Source organism: Antricoccus suffuscus (assembly GCF_003003235.1).
GTDB lineage: Bacteria > Actinomycetota > Actinomycetes > Mycobacteriales > Antricoccaceae > Antricoccus > Antricoccus suffuscus.
Genome location: NZ_PVUE01000007.1, coordinates 140,016 through 158,853, shown reverse-complemented (window position 1 = coordinate 158,853; position 18,838 = coordinate 140,016). Strand labels below are relative to the sequence as shown.

Genomic DNA, 18,838 nt, shown 5'->3' with positions numbered 1-18,838 from the left:
CGAACAATTGTGCTAGATCAAAGTGGATCAGATGTTCTAGTCGAGGTGACCGCTGTCGTGCGCGAGGATGGCGACCTGCACCCGGTTGCCGACGCCGAGCTTAGTGAGAAGCCGTGACACATGCGCCTTGACCGTCGCCTCGCTCATGAACAGCGACCGGCCGATTTCCGCGTTGGACAGGCCCGCACCGACCGCCCGAAACACTTCCGTCTCGCGGTCAGTCAGTACGCCGATCCGTTCGCGTGCCGCCCGCTCGCGTTGCCTGCGCGAGTCGGAGGCGAAATGCCCGATCAGCGTGCGGGTGACCTTCGGCGACAGCATCGCTTCACCGGCGGCCACCACCCGGACCGCGTGCAGCAGGTCGCGCGGCGGCGTGTCCTTCAGAAGAAACCCGGCCGCGCCGGCCTCGAGCGCCCGAAACACGTAGTCATCGAGGTCGAACGTCGTCAGCACGACCACCCGTGGTGAATCGTCGGTCGAGGCCAGCGCTCGAGTCGCCGCCAGCCCGTCAAGACGCGGCATTCGGATGTCCATGAGTACGACGTCGGGCCGGTGCCTCGCGACTGCCTCCGGCACGGCGCTGCCGTCCTCGGCCTCGCCGACAACCTCGATGTCGTCGGCGGACTGCAAAATCATCCGCAACCCAGCCCGCACGAGCGACTCATCGTCGACGATCAGCACCCGGATCACGACACGACCCGTCCATCGACCGACAATGAACCCTTTGGCCATGGAATAGAAGCCTTCACCAGCCATCCCCCTTCGGGTGTTTCCCCGGACACGAACTGGCCACCGAGCAACTCCACCCGCTCGCGCAGGCCGATCAAGCCTGCCCCGGCGCCGGGCAACAACGTGTCGACACTGACCGGCAAGGCATTGCGGACCTCGACGGTAACCGCCGTACCTTGAACGCCGGAGACGCTCACCTGGGTGGCCGCCCGCCTGGCGTGTTTGTGCACGTTCGTGAGCGCCTCCTGCACGATGCGGTACGCCGTACGCCCCACGACCTCCGGCACATCGAGGCCGTCAGAGATCGACAACTCGACGCGTACGCCCGCCTGGCTCGACGATTCGATGAGGGCAGGCAGGTCACCGATCGACGGCTGCGGGGCCAGGTCGGAGCCTTCCGGCGACTCGTCGGCACGCAGGACGCCGAGGACCCCACGCAGGTCAGCAAGCGCCTGCCGCGCTGTCAGTCCGATGAGGTGAGCAGCCTGTTCGATCGCGCGCGGTTCGGCGTAGGAGTTGACCTCGAGCCCGCCGGCGTGCAGTGCGATGAGTGAGACCTTGTGCGCGAGCACGTCGTGCATCTCCCGGGCGATCCGCGAACGCTCCGCGATTCGGGCCTGCGCCGCGCGGAGGTCGCGTTCGGCCTCGGCCTGAGTCACTTGATCTCGCAGCGACACCAACAGGTCGCGCCGTACGCCGATATATGCGCCAGCAAGAACGGACATCAGAATGACGGCGATCGTGGCGACGGTGTTGCCGGCGGAGAACCTGTCAGGCCGAGTAGAACCGAGAATTGAGACGACGATTCCGATCATCGCCAAGATAACGAGGGTCCGGTCTCGTCGACGTATCGCCAGGCTGAACAACCCGATCAAGGCGAACATATAGATGGCCGTGAGGCCGATGATCACGATCCCGATCACCACGAGGGCGACCGGGTGAGCACGACGCCACCACAGGCTTGCTGTCCCGATGACGACGGCGAACACCAATGCCAGCGTGTTGTGGATGAGACCCTCATCGAGCTGAGGCATGACGATCTGGTTGATACTGGTCACCAGCGCGACAAGGATGAAGATGACGTCTCTAGTCCGGGGGCCGACACGCCCCCACAGGGATGCCGCCGCCGCCCGCTGCTCGTTCAGCCGTTCGCGGATCTGCACTTCACTACCGTACGGCGTACGCGCGCGCCCCGACACAGGACGATCGTCGCTGGCAGATCAGGTGAAACCGCTACTTTCGTAGGGTCTAGTTCCAGCCATCTGGCAGATGTGCTGCAGCGCCGTACTCGACAGAGTTAACGGCATGATTTCAGTCGAGAACCTCACCAAGCGCTATAGCGCATTCACCGCCGTTGACGACGTCACCTTTACCTGTGAACCGGGCACGATCACAGGCTTCCTCGGTCCCAATGGCGCCGGCAAGTCCACCACACTTCGGATGATCACCGGCCTCACCTCGCCAACCGCGGGTCGAACCACGATCGGCGGAATCGGGTACGCCGAGCTACCCAACCCCGGGCGCGTCGTCGGCGTGATGCTCGACGCCGCAGCACAACATCCCGGCCGCACCGGGTTGGAGACACTGCGCTTGTCCGCCGCGTTGATGGGCCTCCCGGGGCGCCGCGCCGACGAGATGCTCGAACGGGTCGGCATCGCGGACGCGGCCAAGCGACGAGTCGGCAACTACTCCCTCGGAATGCGGCAACGACTCGGCATCGGCGCGACCCTTATGGGCGATCCGCAGCTGCTCATCCTCGACGAGCCGGCCAACGGGATGGACCCGGAGGGCATCCGGTGGATGCGCGGCCTGCTGCGCGACTTCGCGCATCGCGGCGGCACGGTGCTGTTATCGAGTCACCTGCTGGGCGAGGTCCAGGCCACGGTCGATCGACTGGTCGTCATCGGCGGCGGCCAGGTCGTCGCACAAGGCAGCCTCGCCGAACTACTACAGCGACAGGGCGTCGTCGTACGCGGTCTTGACCCGAGCGGACTGCGGCGCGCGCTTGAGGGTGCCGGTTTGGCGGTCGACGTACAGCCGGACGGCGGTTACCGAGTCGACGGAACAGCCGAACAGGTCGGTCGCGCCGCAGCGCTCGCCGGTGAGGTACTCACCGAACTGCGCGATAGCGACGGCGCCGGACTCGAGGACCTTTTCTTCGAGCTGACCAGCGCGTCCGACCGCGGGGCCGCGACATCAGTCGCACAGCTCGCTGAATCCCGTCGTACCAACTAACTCGCAGTATCTGAACTCCAAGGAGAAGTTATGACCAGCCCCACCCTCGCGGCCTCGCTGCCACCGGTCAAACCCATCGGTTTTGGCACGCTGCTACGCGTCGAAACTCGCAAGATGACCGACACCCGCGGAGGCCGCGGTGTGCTCGCCGCAATTGTCGCGCTCGCGTTGGTTGTCGCCGTCTGGCAGATATTCACCGTCGGCGACGGCAGTTTCACGGCATCGAACTTCATGATGGGTCCGGTACAGATCGCGGCCATGCTCGCCCCCGTCATCGGACTGATGGCGATGACCTCGGAATTCACTCAACGCACGGCGCTGACAACTTTCACGCTCGCGCCACGACGCCTCTCCGTACTGCTGGCAAAACCGTTGTCGGCGATCGCGCTCACCATCGCGACCATCGCCGCAGCGATCCTGATCTCGCTTGCAGGCGCCGCGTTAGCCGGCGCATTCTCCGGTGAGGCGGTGTCGTACGCCGGCGTGGGTGACACGATCCGCGGCTTCGTCCTGACCGCAGCGATGATGTCCGTGCTGGCCGCAGCTATCGGTACGCTGATCCCGCAAACCGCCATCGCGATCGCCGTCTACTTCATCGCGCCGACAGCATTCAGCCTGCTGGGGATGGCAGTACTGAAGTCTGCCGATCCGTGGTTCAACGTGTTCTCGGCGGTCGAACGACTCTCGGGCGGCGACCCGACGGCGCACCTCGACCAGACGCTGACCGCCGTCCTTGTCTGGGTGGTCATTCCAGCGGTGATCGGCACCGTCCGCGCCCTCCGTCGCGAAGTCAAGTAGGACCCTCGGACGTCATATGTCCCGGCCGCAGTCGCGACCGGGACGTATGACTTATTCGGGTATTGAGCCGTCCCAGGCAGACCAACGTCGTACGTCGACCCTGATCACCGGTCCGAGCGGGCGGGCATCGGCGTACTGCGGGTACTTCCCCACCAGGGCGTCGATCCCCCGGCTACCGTCGACGGAATCGGCGTCGAGTACCCGAGCAACACCGTCGACGCGGACCCACCAGAGCGAGGTCCAGTCCTCGTCGTACCGATCGACGAGGATGCTCGCAACACCCGTGGCACGAACATTCGCCAGCCGCCCGAGCTTCCGCGTTGACTTCGGCTTGTGGTCGACGGCGGAGTACGCCGCATCGCCGACGAGCGCAAACACGACTGGGACGATCCGCGGCCGGCCATCAGCGGTAACCGTCGCCAACCGGGCGACCCGCGCGTCGGCAAACCGCCTGCGTCGCTCGTCGTCGTTCATCGCTCAGACCGTACGCCGCCAGCGAAGGCAAGCCACGGATACTGGCTTCATGATCGAGGTGGAACCCGAACGGTTCGAACAGATGGTGACGACGGCGCTCGACGGGTTGCCGCCCGAACTCGGCAAGATCATGCGCAACGTCGCCGTCACGGTCGATCTCGACGGTGGCCGGCCCGGTCTCCTCGGGCTCTACGAAGGCGTGCCACTCACTCGGCGCACCAACAACTACGCGTGGGCGATGCCGGACCGCATCACGATCTACAGGCTCGCGATTTGCGCGATCTGCCACACCGAAGAGCAAGTGATCGAGCAGGTACGCCGGACCGTCGTGCACGAGGTCGGACACCACTTCGGCATCGGCGATCACCGGCTGCGTGAGCTCGGTTGGTGACGGATGCGCCAGACTTTGTGACGGATCGGCAGGGATTTTGTGACGGATCGGCAGGGATTTTGTGACGGACCGCGTTAGTTGGCGCGCAGTTCGGCCAGCACCGAGCGCACGAACTTCTCTACCTGCGGCGTGACGATCGCGTCGATCGGGTCGTCACAAATGTGGTTACCGGCCAGCACACCGGCGCTGAGAAAACGCCGTACCAACAGTTCTTTGGCGGCGGCGCGGTCCACGTCATCGGGGACCGCGAAGGCCATGACTTCCATCGGCTCGGTCGCAACCTGCGGGTAGCGGTCTCGGATCTTGCCGCCCTGAGAAGACTCGTCGTTGAGGTGCATCCAGGTGCGCACCTCCGGGTCAAGCCGGGTCGCGCCGACGTACACAACCTGTCCGGACTCCTGCGAGGCCCAGATGTAGAGCCACGACTCGGGTACGCAAAGGTCACCGCCTGACACAGTGAAGGTACGGAATTCGCCGGCCATAGGAACACCCTATCGGTGGTTCGCCGACGTCAATGCTCCTGGTGGTCTCGGGTGTCGCGCGTTAGGTTGACCTAGACCCGCCACATTTCAGGTATCGCGAAGGAGCGTCCATGAAGACCAAAGCCGCAGTGATCTATCAGCCCGGCGCGCCGTTAGAGATCGAGGAGCTCGATCTTGACGGACCCAAGGACGGCGAGGTCCTCATCCGCTACACGTACGCCGGGCTGTGTCACTCGGACCTGCACGTCATGCTCGGCGACCTCGCCGTACGCATGCCGATGGTCCTCGGCCACGAAGGCGCCGGGATCATCGAGGAGGTAGGCCCTGGCGTTACCCGGGTTGCGGCCGGAGACCACGTGGTCTGCTCATTCATCCCCAACTGCGGCGTCTGCCGCTATTGCGCCAACGGTCAGCAGTCGATCTGCGACATGGGCGCCAAGACACTCCAGGGCAACCTGCCCGGGCCGCGCTTCCCGATCACCGGGCCGAAGGGCGAGTACGGCGCAATGTGCATATTGGGCACATTCAGCCAGTACGGCACGGTCCATCAGAACTCCGTCGTCAAGGTCGACGACGACCTGCCACTCGACAAGGCCGTCCTCGTCGGCTGCGGCGTACCCACCGGCTGGGGCTCAGCGGTCAACACCGCCGACATCAAACCCGGCGACACCGCCGTCGTCATCGGCGTCGGCGGCATCGGGATCAACGCCGTACAAGGTGCGCGGTACGCCGGCGCCAAAAACGTCATCGCCATCGACCCGCTGGAAAACAAACGCGAAAAAGCACTCGAACTCGGCGCCACCCACGCATTTGCCACCGCTGCTGAGGCGATGGACGCGGTCACCGACATGACCCGCGGGCAGATGGCCGACTCGGCGATCCTGACCGTCGGGTTGATGAACGCCGAGGTCGTGGAGCAGGGCTTCGACCTGATCGGCAAGGGCGGCTCGGTCGTGGTCACGGGCATCAACAGCGTCGAGGAGAAGACGATTCAGCTGTCGGGTTCGTTGCTGACACTGTTCCGCAAGAACATCAAGGGCAGCCTGTTCGGTGACTGCAACCCCACCACCGACATCCCGAAGATCCTGAGCCTCTACCAAAGTGGCGACCTCAAACTCGACGAGCTGATCACCAAGACCTACAAGCTCGAAGAGATCAACCAGGGGTACGACGATTTGCAGGCGGGCAAGAACATCCGCGGCGTCGTCGTACACGAACACTAGATTGCGCCTGGTGGTCTCGATCACAGCGCGTTAGGTTGGAGGCATTCGCCTCAGTTCGAGCATCGTCAAAGGAGCGCTCATGAAAACGAAAGCGGCAGTCGTCTACGAGCCAGGCAAACCGATCGAGATCGAAGAGCTGGATCTGGATGGACCGAAGGCCGGCGAGGTTCTCATCCGATACACGTACGCCGGACTGTGCCACTCGGACCTGCACATCATGCACGGAGACCTAGAGGCGCGACTGCCGATGGTCATCGGGCACGAAGGCGCCGGGATCATCGAGGAGGTCGGGCCCGGAGTCACCCGCGTCGCGGCCGGAGACCACGTGGTCTGCTCCTTCATCCCCAACTGCGGCGTCTGCCGCTATTGCGCCAACGGTCAGCAGTCGATCTGCGACATGGGCGCGACCATCCTCGAGGGCTACCTGCCCGGGCCGCGCTTCCCGATCACGGGCTCGCGTGGTGACTATGGCGCCATGTGCATGCTGGGCACATTCAGCCAGTACGGCACCATCCACCAGAACTCCGTCGTCAAGGTCGACGACGACCTGCCACTCGACAAGGCCGTCCTCGTCGGCTGCGGCGTACCCACCGGATGGGGCTCAGCGGTCAACACCGCCGACGTCAAACCCGGCGACACCGCGGTCGTGATCGGCGTCGGCGGGATCGGGATCAACGCCGTACAGGGCGCCCGGTACGCCGGCGCTAAAAACGTCATCGCCATCGACCCGCTAGAGAACAAGCGCGAGAAGGCGCTCGAGCTCGGCGCCACTCACGCGTTCGCGACCGCTGCCGAGGCGATGGACGCGGTCACCGACATGACCCGCGGGCAGATGGCCGACTCGGCGATCCTGACCGTCGGCAAGATGGAGGCCGAAGTCGTAGAGGAAGGTTTCAACCTGATCGGCAAGGGCGGCTCGGTGGTGATCACCGGGTTGAACAGTATCGAGGAGAAGACGATTCAGCTGTCTGGTTCGGTGCTCACGCTGTTCCGCAAGAACATCAAGGGCAGCCTGTTCGGTGACTGCAACCCCACCACCGACATTCCGAAGATTCTGGGTCTCTACCAAAGCGGCGACCTCAAGCTCGACGAGCTGATCACTAAGACTTACAAGCTCGAAGAGATCAACGAAGGGTACGACGACCTGCAGGCGGGCAAGAACATCCGCGGCGTCCTCGTCCACGAACACTAGAGTCGCTTGCGCAACGTCATACGTTCTGGTCGCCAGCCGCGGCCAGAACGTATGACGTTGCGCCGATCGTGAGGAGCACGAAACAGATGCAACGGACCGTGAAGATCCTGGGACGCGACCGCGAGTTGGAGCTCATCCAGGCCGCGCTGCGCAGCGGCACCCACACGCTCCTCGAAGGACCTCCCGGCACCGGCAAAAGCACCCTGCTGCGGTCGGTCGCGGCCGTACAAAAGGTGCCGTTCACTTTCGTGGAAGGCAACGCCGAGCTGACCCCGGCCCGGCTGATCGGGCACTTTGACCCTTCCCAGATCCTCGAACGCGGCTATATCCCAGAAATCTTCATCCCCGGTCCCCTGATCGACGCGCTCACCAGCGGCGGGCTGCTCTACCTCGAGGAAATCAACCGGATCCCTGAGGAAACGCTCAACGTCATGCTCACCGTCATGAGCGAAGGCGAGATCACCGTGCCACGCTACGGCCGGATTCTTGCCGAACCAGGCTTCGCGATCGTTGCGGCAATGAACCCGTTCGACGGTGTCGGTGTTGCGCGGCTTTCATCCGCGCTCTATGACCGCACGTGCCGGATTGTGGTGAACTACCAGAGCGGCGAGGTCGAGACGGACATCGTCGGGCTGCACGCTCCGAATGCGCCCAAACCGTGGCGGGCTAAAGCCGTCGAGATGGTACGACGCACGCGCAACCACGGTGACATCATGGTCGGCTCGTCGGTGCGCGGCGCGATCGACTTCACCCGGATGGCGATGTCGCTGGCCGACATCCGTGGCGGCACCGTTGACGACTGGAACGTCGGACTCGACGCTGCCCTGGTCTCGCTGTCCGGCCGGATCCGCCTCTACGAGTCATCGGCCCGGTCCGCCGAGCAGGTAATTACCGAGATCTACACCGAAATCTTCGGCCGCAAGGACGAGGACAACCAGAACTCGAGTGCCGGTGATGCCTCGGGGGAAACCCTAGCCCGCCAGTAGCGGGCGACCCGAAGCCCAGCAATGAGGGCGGTCAGAAGAAGCCGCCGTCGAAGACCGGACCGCGCCCTTCCACAGTCGGGCGCAGCCAGCTGTCGAAGAACCCGTCATTCGCGGAGATCTCCCCCGAAGTCGGCACTCTGGACCTGGATGCACTGAGTCAGGCGCTGGACTCGGACACCGAAGGCACTCTGGAACTCGTGGCCAACATGGTGCACGCGACCGACGAGCGCCTGCGTGAGCAGGCGAAGCGGCTCGCTGCGTCGCTGTTGCTGCAGTTGAGCCGCGAAAACAAGGCCGACGGCACCGGCGTCGCGCGGCTACTGCCGTCCAAAGCAGAGTTCGATATCGATGTGGACGACAGCCTCGAGGCAATCATCGAGGCAAAGGCACAAGGGCATTCGCCCAACATCGAAGATCTACGCTCGAGGGCATGGGCCAAGCCGCCGCTCGCGGTCTGTCTGGTCATCGACGCGTCGGGTTCGATGAACGGTGCCCGGCTGGCCGCGGCGTCGTTGCTGGCCTCGGCCGTCTGCCTGCGGGCACCGCAAGAACACGCAGTGATCGCGTTCGCGAAGAACCCGGCGTTCCTGCGTCGGATCACCTCGTCGTCGTCTAACGAAACGGTGATCGACCGGGTGCTGTCCTTGCGCGGCCACGGCATCACCGGACTGCGTGACGCACTGGCAGCGGCACACGCCGAGTTGAGCCGGGCACGCGCGACCCGCAAAGTCGTGCTGCTGATGTCCGACTGCCGCGCGACCGACGACAACGACGCCGACCGGGTCGCGGGGCAGATCGAGAATCTGCGCATCATCGCGCCGTACGACGATCACGACGAGGCCGCGGCATTCGCGGCGCGCTGCAACGCCAAGTGGGCCGCGCCCGAGTCATTCGCGACCATTCCGTCAGTTGTCCGCGAGCTCATACGGTGACCGCAGTTCATTCGGGCGTGGGGGCTTGTTAGCGTGATCACGCGCGGATAGCGTCAGTACAGTCGGCCGCAGTGGCCGGCGATCGCGATCTGCATATGCGAAGGGAATTCTCATGAGCATCACCGAAACCACCGATGTGGAAGTTGCCGACGACGCGACCACCCCGGCCGAGGCGGTACAGGCCGACGACGTACTCGTCGAAGAGGTCTCGATCGACGGCATGTGCGGCGTCTACTAGACATCGCACACCGCTAAGCACCTCGTAACCATCGTGTTCGACCTTGACCAGCAGTGGCAGGTCCATCCCCGGGTCGCGCTGCGTCCCGAACGGTTTGGCGCGCTGCTCTACCACTTCAACACTCGCAAGCTGTCGTTCCTCAAGAACCCCACGCTGCTGAAGATCGTCCAGTCCCTCGGCGAGCAGCCCACCGCCCGCGCGGCGCTCGTCGCCGCCGACGTACCCGCGGCGCAGTACGACACCTACCGCGCGGCGCTGAACACCCTTGCAACCTCCGACATGATCGTCCAGACCGGAAAGTAGACCCGTGACCGCTCTCGACACCTCCCCGCCCAGCACACTTCCACTCGTCGACCAGTTCCAGTACGGGCTCAACTCTCCCATCTGTCTGACCTGGGAGCTCACCTACGCGTGCAACCTTTCTTGCGTGCACTGCCTGTCCAGCTCCGGACGGCGTGACCCCAATGAGCTGACTACCGATGAGTGCAAGCGAGTCATCGACGAGCTGCAGCGCATGCAGGTCTTCTACGTCAATATTGGCGGCGGCGAGCCGACCGTGCGGCCGGACTTCTGGGAGTTGCTCGACTACGCCACCGATCACCAGGTCGGCGTCAAGTTCTCCACCAACGGCATCAAGATCACTCCCGAGGTCGCCCAGCGACTCGCGGCGAGCGACTACGTCGACGTCCAGATCTCGCTCGACGGCGCGACCGCCGAGATCAACGACCATGTGCGTGGCCCGGGCTCCTACGACACCGCGATCCGGGCGCTGTCCAACCTCAGCGAGGCGGGGTTCAAGGACTTCAAGATCTCGGTCGTGATGACCCGCCAGAACGTCGACCAGCTCGACGACTTCAAGGCCATCGCCGACAAGTACGGCGCCCAGCTGCGCCTCACCCGGCTTCGTCCGTCCGGTCGCGGCGCCGACGTCTGGGACGAGTTGCACATGACCCAGCCACAACAGCGCCAGCTCTACGACTGGCTCGTCCTGCACGGTGAAAACGTGCTGACCGGCGACTCCTTCTTCCACCTCGCGGCGTACGGCGAGTCGCTGCCTGGCCTCAACCTCTGCGGCGCGGGACGGGTGGTCTGCCTGATCGATCCGGTCGGCGACGTCTACGCATGCCCGTTCGCAATCCACGACAACTTCCTGGCCGGCAACGTCCGCTCCGAGGGTGGATTCGCCACCGTGTGGCGCGAGTCGGAGCTGTTCACCGAGCTGCGCAGCCCGCAGACCGGCGGCGCGTGCACCAGCTGTTCGGCGTACGACGCCTGCCGCGGTGGCTGCATGGCCGCGAAGTTCTTCACCGGCCTGCCGCTCGATGGCCCGGACCCCGAGTGCGTCAAGGGGTACGGCGAGGAAGCGCTCGCGAACGCCTCACGCGGCGACGCACCGAAGTCGTCGCTGGACCACTCGCACCGCACGTCCCCGCGTCCGCGCACGTCGGGTCCGGTGCCGATCACGCTGACCCGCCGGCCACCGGATGCCGTGGCGGCGCCCGGCGTCAGCGTGCCCGACCGGGCCTGCGCAGAGAGCCCGCTGGCGGGATTCACCCCCGATCAGCAGTAGGCGATGCGCCTGCTGCAACCGGTTTCCCTAGGCGAGACCCGCTTCAGCAACCGCGTCATATTCGGTCCGCACGTTACCAACCTCGGTGACAATCGCGCGCTGTCCGCGCGCCATGTCGCGTACTACCAACGCCGCGCCGCAGCCGGGGTCGGCGCGATCATCATCGAGACCGCGTCGGTGCACCCGGGCGACTGGCCCTACGAACGTGCGCCGCTGGCGACCGACTGCGGTCCGGGCTGGCAGGACATAGCGGCCGCGTGCACGCCGTACGACACTCGGGTGCTGGCGAGCCTCGGACACACCGGGCTGCAAGGCTCCACGGCGTACTCCCGCGGCGTGCTGTGGGGACCGTCCCGGTTCGCCGACCCGGTGACCCGCGAACAGCCCCTGCGGATAGGCACCGCACAGATCGCCAAGCTGGTGAGCGGATTCGCCGATGCTGCGGCGCTTGCCCGGCGGTCAGGATTGGCCGGCGTCGAGGTCGACATCGGTCCACGCTCACTGCTGCGGCAGTTCCAGTCCAGCCTCACCAATACCCGCGATGACGAGTACGGCGCCGACCCGATGCTGCTCACCCGTTCGGTGTTAACCGCCGTACGGCGCGAACTCGGGCCAGACCGCGTGCTCGCCGTACGCCTGTGCTGCGACGAACGGACCCCGTGGGCCGGCATCACCCCCGCGGTCGCCACCGCCCAGGCTATCGAGGTCGCGGCGTACGCCGACCTGCTCACCGTCGTACGCGGAGGCGTCTACTCCACCGGCCACTACCGGCCCGACGCGCACACTCCGGCAGGGTTCAACCGGGAGCTCACTGCCCAGATCCGTGCGGCGGTCGACATCCCCGTCGCCGCGCAAGGCAGCATCACGACGGCCGAGTTGGCCGAGGATCTGCTGTGCTCTGGCGCCGCCGACTTGATCGAAATGACCCGGGCGCAGATCGCGGACGCCGAGCTGGTCGCGAAACTTCGGACACCCGAGCTGGGTACGCCGCGGCCGTGCGTGCTGTGCAACCAAAAGTGCCAGGTGCGGGACTCGCGTAACCCGATCGCCAGCTGCGTCGGCGATCCACGAAGCGGCCACGAGAGCACCGACCTCGACGTGCATGTCGCCACGCCTACCAAGGGTCGGGTGGTCGTGGTGGGTGCCGGGGTCGCGGGTCTGGAGGCGGCACGAGTCTGCGCGCGGCGCGGGTACGCCGTGACCGTGCTTGAACGCGACGCGCACGTCGGCGGAGTTCTTGGCGGCACGTCGTTGGATGCCAGCGGCAATGGCGCGACTTTCGCTCCACTTGTCGACTGGCTGATGACCGAATGCCTACGACTGGGCGTGGACCTGCGGCTCAACACGGTCGCCGACGCGGAGTGCCTCCGCGAAAGCCGCGCTGCCGGGGACATCGTCGTACTGGCAACTGGAAGCCGGTTCGCGTCGCGTTGGTCCGGGGCGCTGGATCCGGTCGCCGTACTGGCCGGCGACGCGTTGTCCGGCGGCGACGGCCCAATCGTCGTCGGTGATCCGATCGGTGGGCCCATCGGCGTACGGCTCGGTGAGGTGCTCGCGGCGCGGGGGTACGCCGTCACCCTCGTCAGCCCCGATCCGGTCGCTGGCACCATGCTGGCCGCGACCGGCGACCTACCCGACGCCAACGCGCGCCTTCAACGGGCCGGCGTCGTACGACGCCTGTGCAGCACAATTCGTGACGTGACCGCGGGCGGCGTACTCGTCGAGGACATCTACACCGGGGCGCACGAAATGCTTGCGTGCCAGGCGTTCGTCGATGCCGGGCACCGATTGCCGAAGGATCGGCTTTACGCCGACCCGCTGGGTGGCGCGGCCGGCATCGACCGGATCGGCGACTGTGTCGCGCCACGCACCGTGCATGAAGCGATCCTGGACGGCCGGCGCTGGGCGCTCGCGCTCACCTCCCCACTCACGCCCGCCTCCCCAATCGCGCCCGCCTCCCCGGCGCCGCCGCCGGCCGCTCGTCCCTTGTCACGGCAAGCTCCCCCTTGGGACGGCACATCAGGCGTGACAAGGAGTTTCGGTCGACAAGGAACGCCCCGCTACCCAAACCTGCACTCACCGCTACGGGTTGGTCCCCTCACGTTGCGCAATCGAATCGTGTTCGCCGCGCACCTGACCAACTTCGCGGTCGACGGACGGCCCACCGCGCGGCACGTCGACTACTACGCGCGGCGAGCGCGGGGCGGGGCCGGCCTGATCATCACCGAAGAACACTCCACTCATCCCAACGACTGGCCCTACGAGAAGATGATCCGCGGTTACCGACCGGAGGTTGTGGACGGCTATCGACAGATCACCGGCGCCGTGCACGAGTACGACGCGAAGATCATGGCGCAGCTCAATCACAACGGGCCACAGGCATCGGGGATGTACTCACGACTGCCGGTGTGGGGCCCGTCGGCGATACCCGACCCGATGTTCCGCGAGGTGCCCGTCGCCGTCGGGGCGCGCGAGATCCGGCAGCTTGTCGACGGGTTCGCGAGGGTAGCGCGGCACTGCGCCGACGGCGGGTTCGACGGCGTTGAGCTGCAATGCAGCCAGTCCTCCATCCTTCGGTGCTTCCTTTCGCGGGCCACCAACACGCGCACCGACGAGTACGGCGGGACGCTGCGGGGTCGCGCCAGACTGCTGTTGCAGATCATCGACGCGGTACGCCGCGAGGTCGGCGAGGGCCTGGCACTCGGCGTACGTATCAGCGGAGAAGAGCGGGTCGATAACGGTACGACCCTCGACGAGGCGGTCGCGCTTGCCGAGATTCTGGCCGATACCAGGCAGGTCGACGTCATCAATACGACGGTCGGCGTCGCCACGTCGACCCTCGACCTGGTCATCCCGAGCATGCGGGTACCACCGGACTATGCGCGACACATTCCGGCCGCCATCCGCGCTGCCGTTGATATCCCGGTCATCGGTGTGGGCCGATTCAAGGACCCCAAGGATGCCGAAGAGGCGCTTGCCGCCGGGCAGGCCGACCTGATCGGCGTGGTGCGCGGTCAAATCGCCGATCCGGACTTCGCCGTCAAGTCGGCCGCTACCGATGGTGCCGGCCCGACCATAAGCACCTGTTTGTCCTGCAACCAGGAGTGTGTCGGCAATGTCGGCATGAACCGGGCGCTCGGTTGCGTTGTCAATCCCGCTGCCGGGCGGGAGTCGCTCACCCTGCGGCCAACCCGTGCAGCGCGAGACGTCCTGGTCGTCGGGGCCGGTCCGGCCGGGTTGCAGGCAGCGATAAGCGCATCGGCGGCCGGTCATCGGGTCCGCATCGTCGAGGCCGCATTCTCACCCGGTGGTCAGGTCAGGCTTGCCGCACAGGCGCCGCACCGCGCCGAGTTTGGCACCCTCGTGGACAACTTGCTGTCCGAGGTGCGCCGCCGCGGCATCTCACTGGATCTCGGCACCCGACTCGATGCGGACGCAATCCAACGAGCCAACCCGGACGTCGTCGTAGTCGCGACCGGTGCGCGTCCGGCAGCCCCCACCTGGGCTGCCGGCAATGCGCGGGTCGTCGATGTGCGCGACGTGCTTGACCGCTCGGCCGAGCCGCGCGGACGGGTCGTCGTCGTCGACGAGCTGGGATTTCACCAAGGAACGTCCGTTGCTGAGCTACTCGCCGAGCGCGGTTGCCAGGTCGAGGTAGTCACACCGGCGATGGTGATCGGTCAAGATCTCGGCCTGACGCTTGACCTTCCGCGGTGGCACGCCCGCGCGCACGCCCTCGGAATCACGACGCGGACCGATGTCGTCGCGAGCGCGGTCAGCGCGCGTGAGCGCGGACTCGAACTGACGCTGCATCACCATCCGACGGACACTATCGAACGCCTCCAGTGCGACTGGATAGTCTGCGCCATACAACAACGCCCAGCCGACGAGCTGTGGCAAAGTCTTGCGGAGGCCGACTTTGAGGTACGACGAATCGGTGACTGTGTCGCACCTCGGCGCGCCGACGCGGCGATCTTTGAAGGCGCGGAAGTGGGTGCGTCGCTGTGACCGCTAGCGAAGCTGTTGCGTCCGGTGAAGCGGTCGTTATGGCGACCACTTCGCCGGACGTTAAAGCCAACGAGCTGCGCTGGCTGGGCTCGGGCGACCTCGACCGTGACGCCACCCTGGTCCTGCCGCTCGGCTCTACCGAACAACACGGTCCACACCTCCCGGTGTCGGTTGACGCGCTGATCGCCGAGTATCTGGCTCGCGAGTTGGCGGCACAACGCCGCGACGACGTCGTACTCGCCCCATTGATGCCGTATGGGTCCAGCGGCGAACACGCCGGGTTCGCCGGCACCGTGTCCATCGGACAAGGCGCGTTGGAGCATGTGCTGGTCGAGTTCTGCAGGTCGGCGACCGAGACGTTCTCCGGGGTGTTCATCGTCAACGGGCACGGCGGCAACCAGCAACCGCTGGAGCGCGCCTGCGAGTTGATGAGACTCGAGTCTCGGCGGGTACGCGCGTGGTCCACGTCGTACGTCGGCGATGCGCACGCCGGACACGCTGAGACCTCGATGATGCTGCGGCTGCATCCGCAGGGTGTAGATATGTCGCGCGCAGAAGTCGGCAACACCAAGCCGTTGCGGGAATTGATCTCCGACATGCGTCGTGGCGGGACTCGAGCCGTGGCACCCAACGGTGTACTTGGCGACCCGACCACCGCTTCGGCCGAGGACGGCGCGCGACTGCTTCGCGAGCTGAACGAATCGCTGGTCGCCGACTTCGACCGCTGGCGGGCGGGCCGGCCGCAATGACGATGGTGCCTAAGGGCTTCGTCGTACGCCGCGACAACGACACCCGCACCTACGACGGCGTCCTCATCGGCGGGAGCCCGCGTCGCGCCCTGCGCCTAAACCCCGCCGCTATGCATGCCTGGTCCGAGCTCATGTCAGGCCCCGCTTCCTCTGCGGGCGCGCGGACCCTGGCCCGTCAGCTTCTCGAGACCGGAATGGTGCATCCGGTCGTGCAGCCCATTTCAGTTTCGCGCGAGGTCGTGACGATCGTCGTACCGGTTCGCGATCGCCCGCAAGATCTAGCGGCATGCCTAGCGGCACTTCGCTTATACAGCAGCAATGTGGCAATTGTAGTCGTCGACGATGCGTCTAGCGATGCCACGGGAACCGCGCAGATCGCGGGCCGTTACGACGCCGACGTAGTCAGGCTCGAGCGCAATCGTGGCCCGGCAGGCGCGCGCAACGCCGGCCTGCAAGCGATTTCCACACCAATCGCGGCGTTCGTCGACAGCGACTGCCTGGTCGGCGCGCGCTGGCTCGACACACTTGTGCCACATTTTGACGACCCATTGGTGGCTGCCGTGGCGCCGCGCATAGTCGGGTCGGCCGCTGGCACCAACGACGGCACGGTCGGATCGTTCACTCGCGAGGCCACTCCGCTCGACCTCGGCTCCGAGCCGGCCAACGTGACCGCCCAAGGGCGTGTCTCATACGTGCCGAGCGCCGTACTTCTCCTACGTGCGGTCGATTTCAGGTTTGATGAGTCGATGAGGTACGGCGAGGATGTCGATCTGGTCTGGCGACTACGGGCAGCCGGATGGTCAGTACGCTACGAGCCTGCGGTGCAAGTGTCACACCGTGAACCAACCACGACCACCGCCTGGCTACGTCGCCGTTTCGACTACGGGACCTCTGCCGCGGCGCTCGACGTACGGCATCCTGGGATGTTGTCCCCCGCGATCTTCCGGCCGCTCCCGCTCGCCGCGGCGACACTCGCACTGATCGCACGTCCGATTCCGGCTGGCGTCGCGGCGGTGTTGAGCTTTGCGCTCTACCGACGGCAGCTCGTCGCGCGGGATCTACCGACCAATGATGCGTTGCGCGACAGCGGCCGCGGCGTCGTACAAAGCGTGTCCGGCGTGACGCGTTGGCTGCAGCAGTTCGCGCCGGCCGCCATCCCGATACTGATGGGATTCGGGTGGCGGCAACGCGGTGGCCGATATGCCGCAGTCGCCGCATGGATGCTTCCGGCGTACCTCGACCTGCGGCGGCGAGGCACGGGGGTCGTGAACGCGCCGACGTACCTCGCGATGCAGGCCCTCGACCGAGCGGCGTACGGCGCCGGCGTGATCGCGGGCGCACGCAGACACCGCCGGCCGTCCGTCATACTGCCACGGATAGTCCTCCCCAGCCGGGTGCGCGGATGGATCGCGAAGGTACGCCGATGACCCCGCCGTACGACGTCATCGTGGTCGGCTCGGGTACGGCGGGATGTGTTGTCGCTAACGAGCTCAGTGCAGATCGTCGACGCCGAGTGCTGCTGCTCGAAGCAGGGCCGGATACCGCAGATCGCAGCCCTGACTGGTTTTCCGGGCTTGGCGACTCAACTAACTTCATCCCGCACCGGACGGTACGGCGCACCCCGCAGGCGCCGATCACGTCGTACCTCTCCGGCAACGGCGTCGGCGGATCTGCCCGCGTCAACGGCATGCTCGCGCTGGCCGGGCTGCCCGCGGACTACGAGCGGTGGAACGCCGAGTTCGGCTGCACGGACTGGGCCGCCGACGTCATCGGCGCGGACGTGGATGAGTTACGGATGGCATTTCCCGTCGTACCTCCAGAGATGACCGGCCCGCTCGATCGCGCATTGATGTCGGCGGCCGGACGATTCGGATTCGCCCAGCCGGTCGATCTCGCGAAGTATGCCGAGGGCGCCGGGCGGCTTCCGCTCGCGGCCCGGCATGGCGTCCGTCGATCGAGCATCGAACGATTTCTACAACCTGCACTCGACCGCGACAATCTCCGGCTTCGGACCCGCGCGTCGGTCGTGCGCATCGACACCGGCCGCCGCGCGGGAGTAGAGGTCCTGCTCGCAGACGGTGAAACCCTCACGGCGCGCCGGGTCGTGCTGTGCGCCGGAACCTTTGAGACCCCGGCGATCCTGCTCCGGTCCGGAGTCCGCCGAGCGGGACTCGGCATGAACCTCCGCGACCACGCGGCGATCTCTGTACCGCTCAAGCTCACCGCGCCCGGCGACTCGGCGTACTGGATGGCGTCGGCGTGGCGCGCATCGTCGGCAGGCGGGTACGCCGATATCGGGCTGATTCCGTTCCACCGTCCGGCCCGCGGCCCGGGAGCGGCCACGACCTTCCTCATGGTCGCGCTGATGACCTGCGAGTCGATCGGTCGGCTGACGTTTGGCTCGGCAGCCGAGCCGTCCGCGATCCACGCCGATGCCAACCTGCTGAGCGACCCCGCAGACGCCGCTGGCTTCAACGATGCGGTCGACCTAGCGCTTCAGGTCCTTGATGATCCGGGTTTTGCCTCGGCCGCTCGGCCAACCGACGCCGAGCAGATCGCCGCGTTGCGCGATCCAAGTGCGCGCCAGGCATGGGTCGCTCGACATCTCGACGGGTTCTTCCATGCCTGTGGCACGGCTCGGATGGGAACACCTGGCGACCCGCTGGCGGTCACTGACCAGCGTGGCCAGGTGATCGGCGTGGACGGCGTCTATGTCATGGACGCCTCGAGCATGCCGACGATCCCCCGCGCGCCCACGCATTTCTCGACGGCCCTGATCGCGCACCGTCTCGCCCGTCAACTGTCAGGCTGATCGACCGGTATTTGAACCT

The 18,838-nt window shown here is 66.1% G+C and carries 18 protein-coding genes; 14 read left to right on the top strand and 4 right to left on the bottom strand.

What is annotated here, in order from left to right:
- Positions 1–36: 36 nt before the first annotated feature.
- Complete coding sequence (locus CLV47_RS10425) at positions 37–732, bottom strand: response regulator transcription factor (protein ID WP_202862505.1); 696 nt, start codon at positions 730–732, stop codon at positions 37–39.
- Positions 687–1,892, bottom strand: coding sequence for a sensor histidine kinase (locus CLV47_RS10420; protein WP_202862504.1), 1,206 nt, complete (start codon positions 1,890–1,892; stop codon positions 687–689). The genes CLV47_RS10425 and CLV47_RS10420 overlap by 46 nt, the downstream gene beginning before the upstream one ends.
- A 142-nt stretch (positions 1,893–2,034) precedes the next feature.
- Between CLV47_RS10420 and CLV47_RS10415 the strand changes: the two genes are divergently transcribed.
- Both CLV47_RS10415 and CLV47_RS10410 read left to right on the top strand, forming a co-directional pair.
- Positions 2,035–2,964 (top strand): ABC transporter ATP-binding protein, encoded by a 930-nt coding sequence (locus tag CLV47_RS10415; RefSeq protein WP_106348960.1) that lies wholly within the window; start codon positions 2,035–2,037, stop codon positions 2,962–2,964.
- Positions 2,965–2,994: 30 nt separating this feature from the next.
- A complete protein-coding gene (locus tag CLV47_RS10410; protein ID WP_106348959.1) occupies positions 2,995–3,762 on the top strand; it encodes an ABC transporter permease in 768 nt (255 codons plus the stop codon).
- A 51-nt stretch (positions 3,763–3,813) separates the two neighbouring features.
- On the opposite strand, the gene CLV47_RS10405 is transcribed toward CLV47_RS10410, so the two are convergent.
- The gene (locus CLV47_RS10405; RefSeq protein WP_106348958.1) at positions 3,814–4,236 is read right to left on the bottom strand and encodes a TIGR03668 family PPOX class F420-dependent oxidoreductase; all 423 of its coding nucleotides are present in this window, start codon (positions 4,234–4,236) and stop codon (positions 3,814–3,816) included.
- Positions 4,237–4,285: 49 nt separating this feature from the next.
- On the opposite strand from CLV47_RS10405, the gene CLV47_RS10400 reads away from it, so the two are divergent.
- Complete coding sequence (locus CLV47_RS10400) at positions 4,286–4,627, top strand: metallopeptidase family protein (protein ID WP_106348957.1); 342 nt, start codon at positions 4,286–4,288, stop codon at positions 4,625–4,627.
- A gap of 74 nt (positions 4,628–4,701) precedes the next feature.
- Here CLV47_RS10400 and CLV47_RS10395 read toward each other — a convergent pair whose 3' ends face one another.
- Positions 4,702–5,109: a hypothetical protein gene (locus tag CLV47_RS10395; RefSeq protein ID WP_106348956.1), complete on the bottom strand. Its 408-nt coding sequence runs from the start codon at positions 5,107–5,109 to the stop codon at positions 4,702–4,704.
- A gap of 110 nt (positions 5,110–5,219) precedes the next feature.
- Between CLV47_RS10395 and CLV47_RS10390 the strand changes: the two genes are divergently transcribed.
- The 11 genes from CLV47_RS10390 (at position 5,220) to CLV47_RS10340 (ending at position 18,819) form a co-directional block, all read left to right on the top strand.
- Positions 5,220–6,332, top strand: coding sequence for an NDMA-dependent alcohol dehydrogenase (locus tag CLV47_RS10390; protein ID WP_106348955.1), 1,113 nt, complete (start codon positions 5,220–5,222; stop codon positions 6,330–6,332).
- A 79-nt stretch (positions 6,333–6,411) separates the two neighbouring features.
- Positions 6,412–7,524 carry an NDMA-dependent alcohol dehydrogenase gene (locus CLV47_RS10385; RefSeq protein ID WP_106348954.1) on the top strand — a complete coding sequence of 371 codons (1,113 nt, stop codon included), beginning with the start codon at positions 6,412–6,414 and terminating at the stop codon, positions 7,522–7,524.
- A gap of 86 nt (positions 7,525–7,610) precedes the next feature.
- On the top strand, positions 7,611–8,510 hold the full coding sequence (locus CLV47_RS10380) for an AAA family ATPase (RefSeq protein ID WP_106348953.1): 900 nt from the start codon (positions 7,611–7,613) through the stop codon (positions 8,508–8,510).
- Positions 8,511–8,716: 206 nt separating this feature from the next.
- Entirely contained in the window at positions 8,717–9,442 is a 726-nt protein-coding gene (locus CLV47_RS10375; protein ID WP_238145320.1) for a VWA domain-containing protein, read from the top strand.
- A 112-nt stretch (positions 9,443–9,554) separates the two neighbouring features.
- On the top strand, positions 9,555–9,680 hold the full coding sequence (gene mftA, locus CLV47_RS10370; RefSeq protein ID WP_106348951.1) for a mycofactocin precursor MftA: 126 nt from the start codon (positions 9,555–9,557) through the stop codon (positions 9,678–9,680).
- A 33-nt stretch (positions 9,681–9,713) separates the two neighbouring features.
- Entirely contained in the window at positions 9,714–9,983 is a 270-nt protein-coding gene (mftB, locus tag CLV47_RS10365) for a mycofactocin biosynthesis chaperone MftB (protein ID WP_238145316.1), read from the top strand.
- Positions 9,984–9,987: 4 nt separating this feature from the next.
- Entirely contained in the window at positions 9,988–11,250 is a 1,263-nt protein-coding gene (gene mftC / locus CLV47_RS10360) for a mycofactocin radical SAM maturase (protein WP_106348949.1), read from the top strand.
- Between the two features lie 3 nt (positions 11,251–11,253).
- Complete coding sequence (locus CLV47_RS22495; RefSeq protein ID WP_106348948.1) at positions 11,254–15,258, top strand: mycofactocin system FadH/OYE family oxidoreductase 2; 4,005 nt, start codon at positions 11,254–11,256, stop codon at positions 15,256–15,258.
- On the top strand, positions 15,255–16,007 hold the full coding sequence (mftE, locus tag CLV47_RS10350) for a mycofactocin biosynthesis peptidyl-dipeptidase MftE (RefSeq protein ID WP_238145315.1): 753 nt from the start codon (positions 15,255–15,257) through the stop codon (positions 16,005–16,007). Before CLV47_RS22495 ends, mftE begins: the two co-directional genes overlap by 4 nt.
- Positions 16,004–17,434: a mycofactocin biosynthesis glycosyltransferase MftF gene (gene mftF, locus CLV47_RS10345; protein WP_106348947.1), complete on the top strand. Its 1,431-nt coding sequence runs from the start codon at positions 16,004–16,006 to the stop codon at positions 17,432–17,434. Before mftE ends, mftF begins: the two co-directional genes overlap by 4 nt.
- Positions 17,431–18,819, top strand: coding sequence for a GMC family oxidoreductase (locus tag CLV47_RS10340; protein WP_170111029.1), 1,389 nt, complete (start codon positions 17,431–17,433; stop codon positions 18,817–18,819). Before mftF ends, CLV47_RS10340 begins: the two co-directional genes overlap by 4 nt.
- Positions 18,820–18,838 lie beyond the last annotated feature (19 nt).

Excerpts from the sequence above, each read along its gene's own strand:
- CLV47_RS10425 (WP_202862505.1), bottom strand. The coding sequence starts at position 732 with ATGGCCAAAGGGTTCATTGTCGGTCGATGGACGGGTCGTGTCGTGATC.
- CLV47_RS10415 (WP_106348960.1), top strand. The coding sequence starts at position 2,035 with ATGATTTCAGTCGAGAACCTCACCAAGCGCTATAGCGCATTCACCGCC.
- CLV47_RS10410 (WP_106348959.1), top strand. The coding sequence starts at position 2,995 with ATGACCAGCCCCACCCTCGCGGCCTCGCTGCCACCGGTCAAACCCATC.
- CLV47_RS10405 (WP_106348958.1), bottom strand. The coding sequence starts at position 4,236 with ATGAACGACGACGAGCGACGCAGGCGGTTTGCCGACGCGCGGGTCGCC.
- CLV47_RS10400 (WP_106348957.1), top strand. The coding sequence starts at position 4,286 with ATGATCGAGGTGGAACCCGAACGGTTCGAACAGATGGTGACGACGGCG.
- CLV47_RS10395 (WP_106348956.1), bottom strand. The coding sequence starts at position 5,109 with ATGGCCGGCGAATTCCGTACCTTCACTGTGTCAGGCGGTGACCTTTGC.
- CLV47_RS10390 (WP_106348955.1), top strand. The coding sequence starts at position 5,220 with ATGAAGACCAAAGCCGCAGTGATCTATCAGCCCGGCGCGCCGTTAGAG.
- CLV47_RS10385 (WP_106348954.1), top strand. The coding sequence starts at position 6,412 with ATGAAAACGAAAGCGGCAGTCGTCTACGAGCCAGGCAAACCGATCGAG.
- CLV47_RS10380 (WP_106348953.1), top strand. The coding sequence starts at position 7,611 with ATGCAACGGACCGTGAAGATCCTGGGACGCGACCGCGAGTTGGAGCTC.
- CLV47_RS10375 (WP_238145320.1), top strand. The coding sequence starts at position 8,717 with ATGGTGCACGCGACCGACGAGCGCCTGCGTGAGCAGGCGAAGCGGCTC.
- mftA (WP_106348951.1), top strand. The coding sequence starts at position 9,555 with ATGAGCATCACCGAAACCACCGATGTGGAAGTTGCCGACGACGCGACC.
- CLV47_RS22495 (WP_106348948.1), top strand. The coding sequence starts at position 11,254 with ATGCGCCTGCTGCAACCGGTTTCCCTAGGCGAGACCCGCTTCAGCAAC.
- mftF (WP_106348947.1), top strand. The coding sequence starts at position 16,004 with ATGACGATGGTGCCTAAGGGCTTCGTCGTACGCCGCGACAACGACACC.
- CLV47_RS10340 (WP_170111029.1), top strand. The coding sequence starts at position 17,431 with ATGACCCCGCCGTACGACGTCATCGTGGTCGGCTCGGGTACGGCGGGA.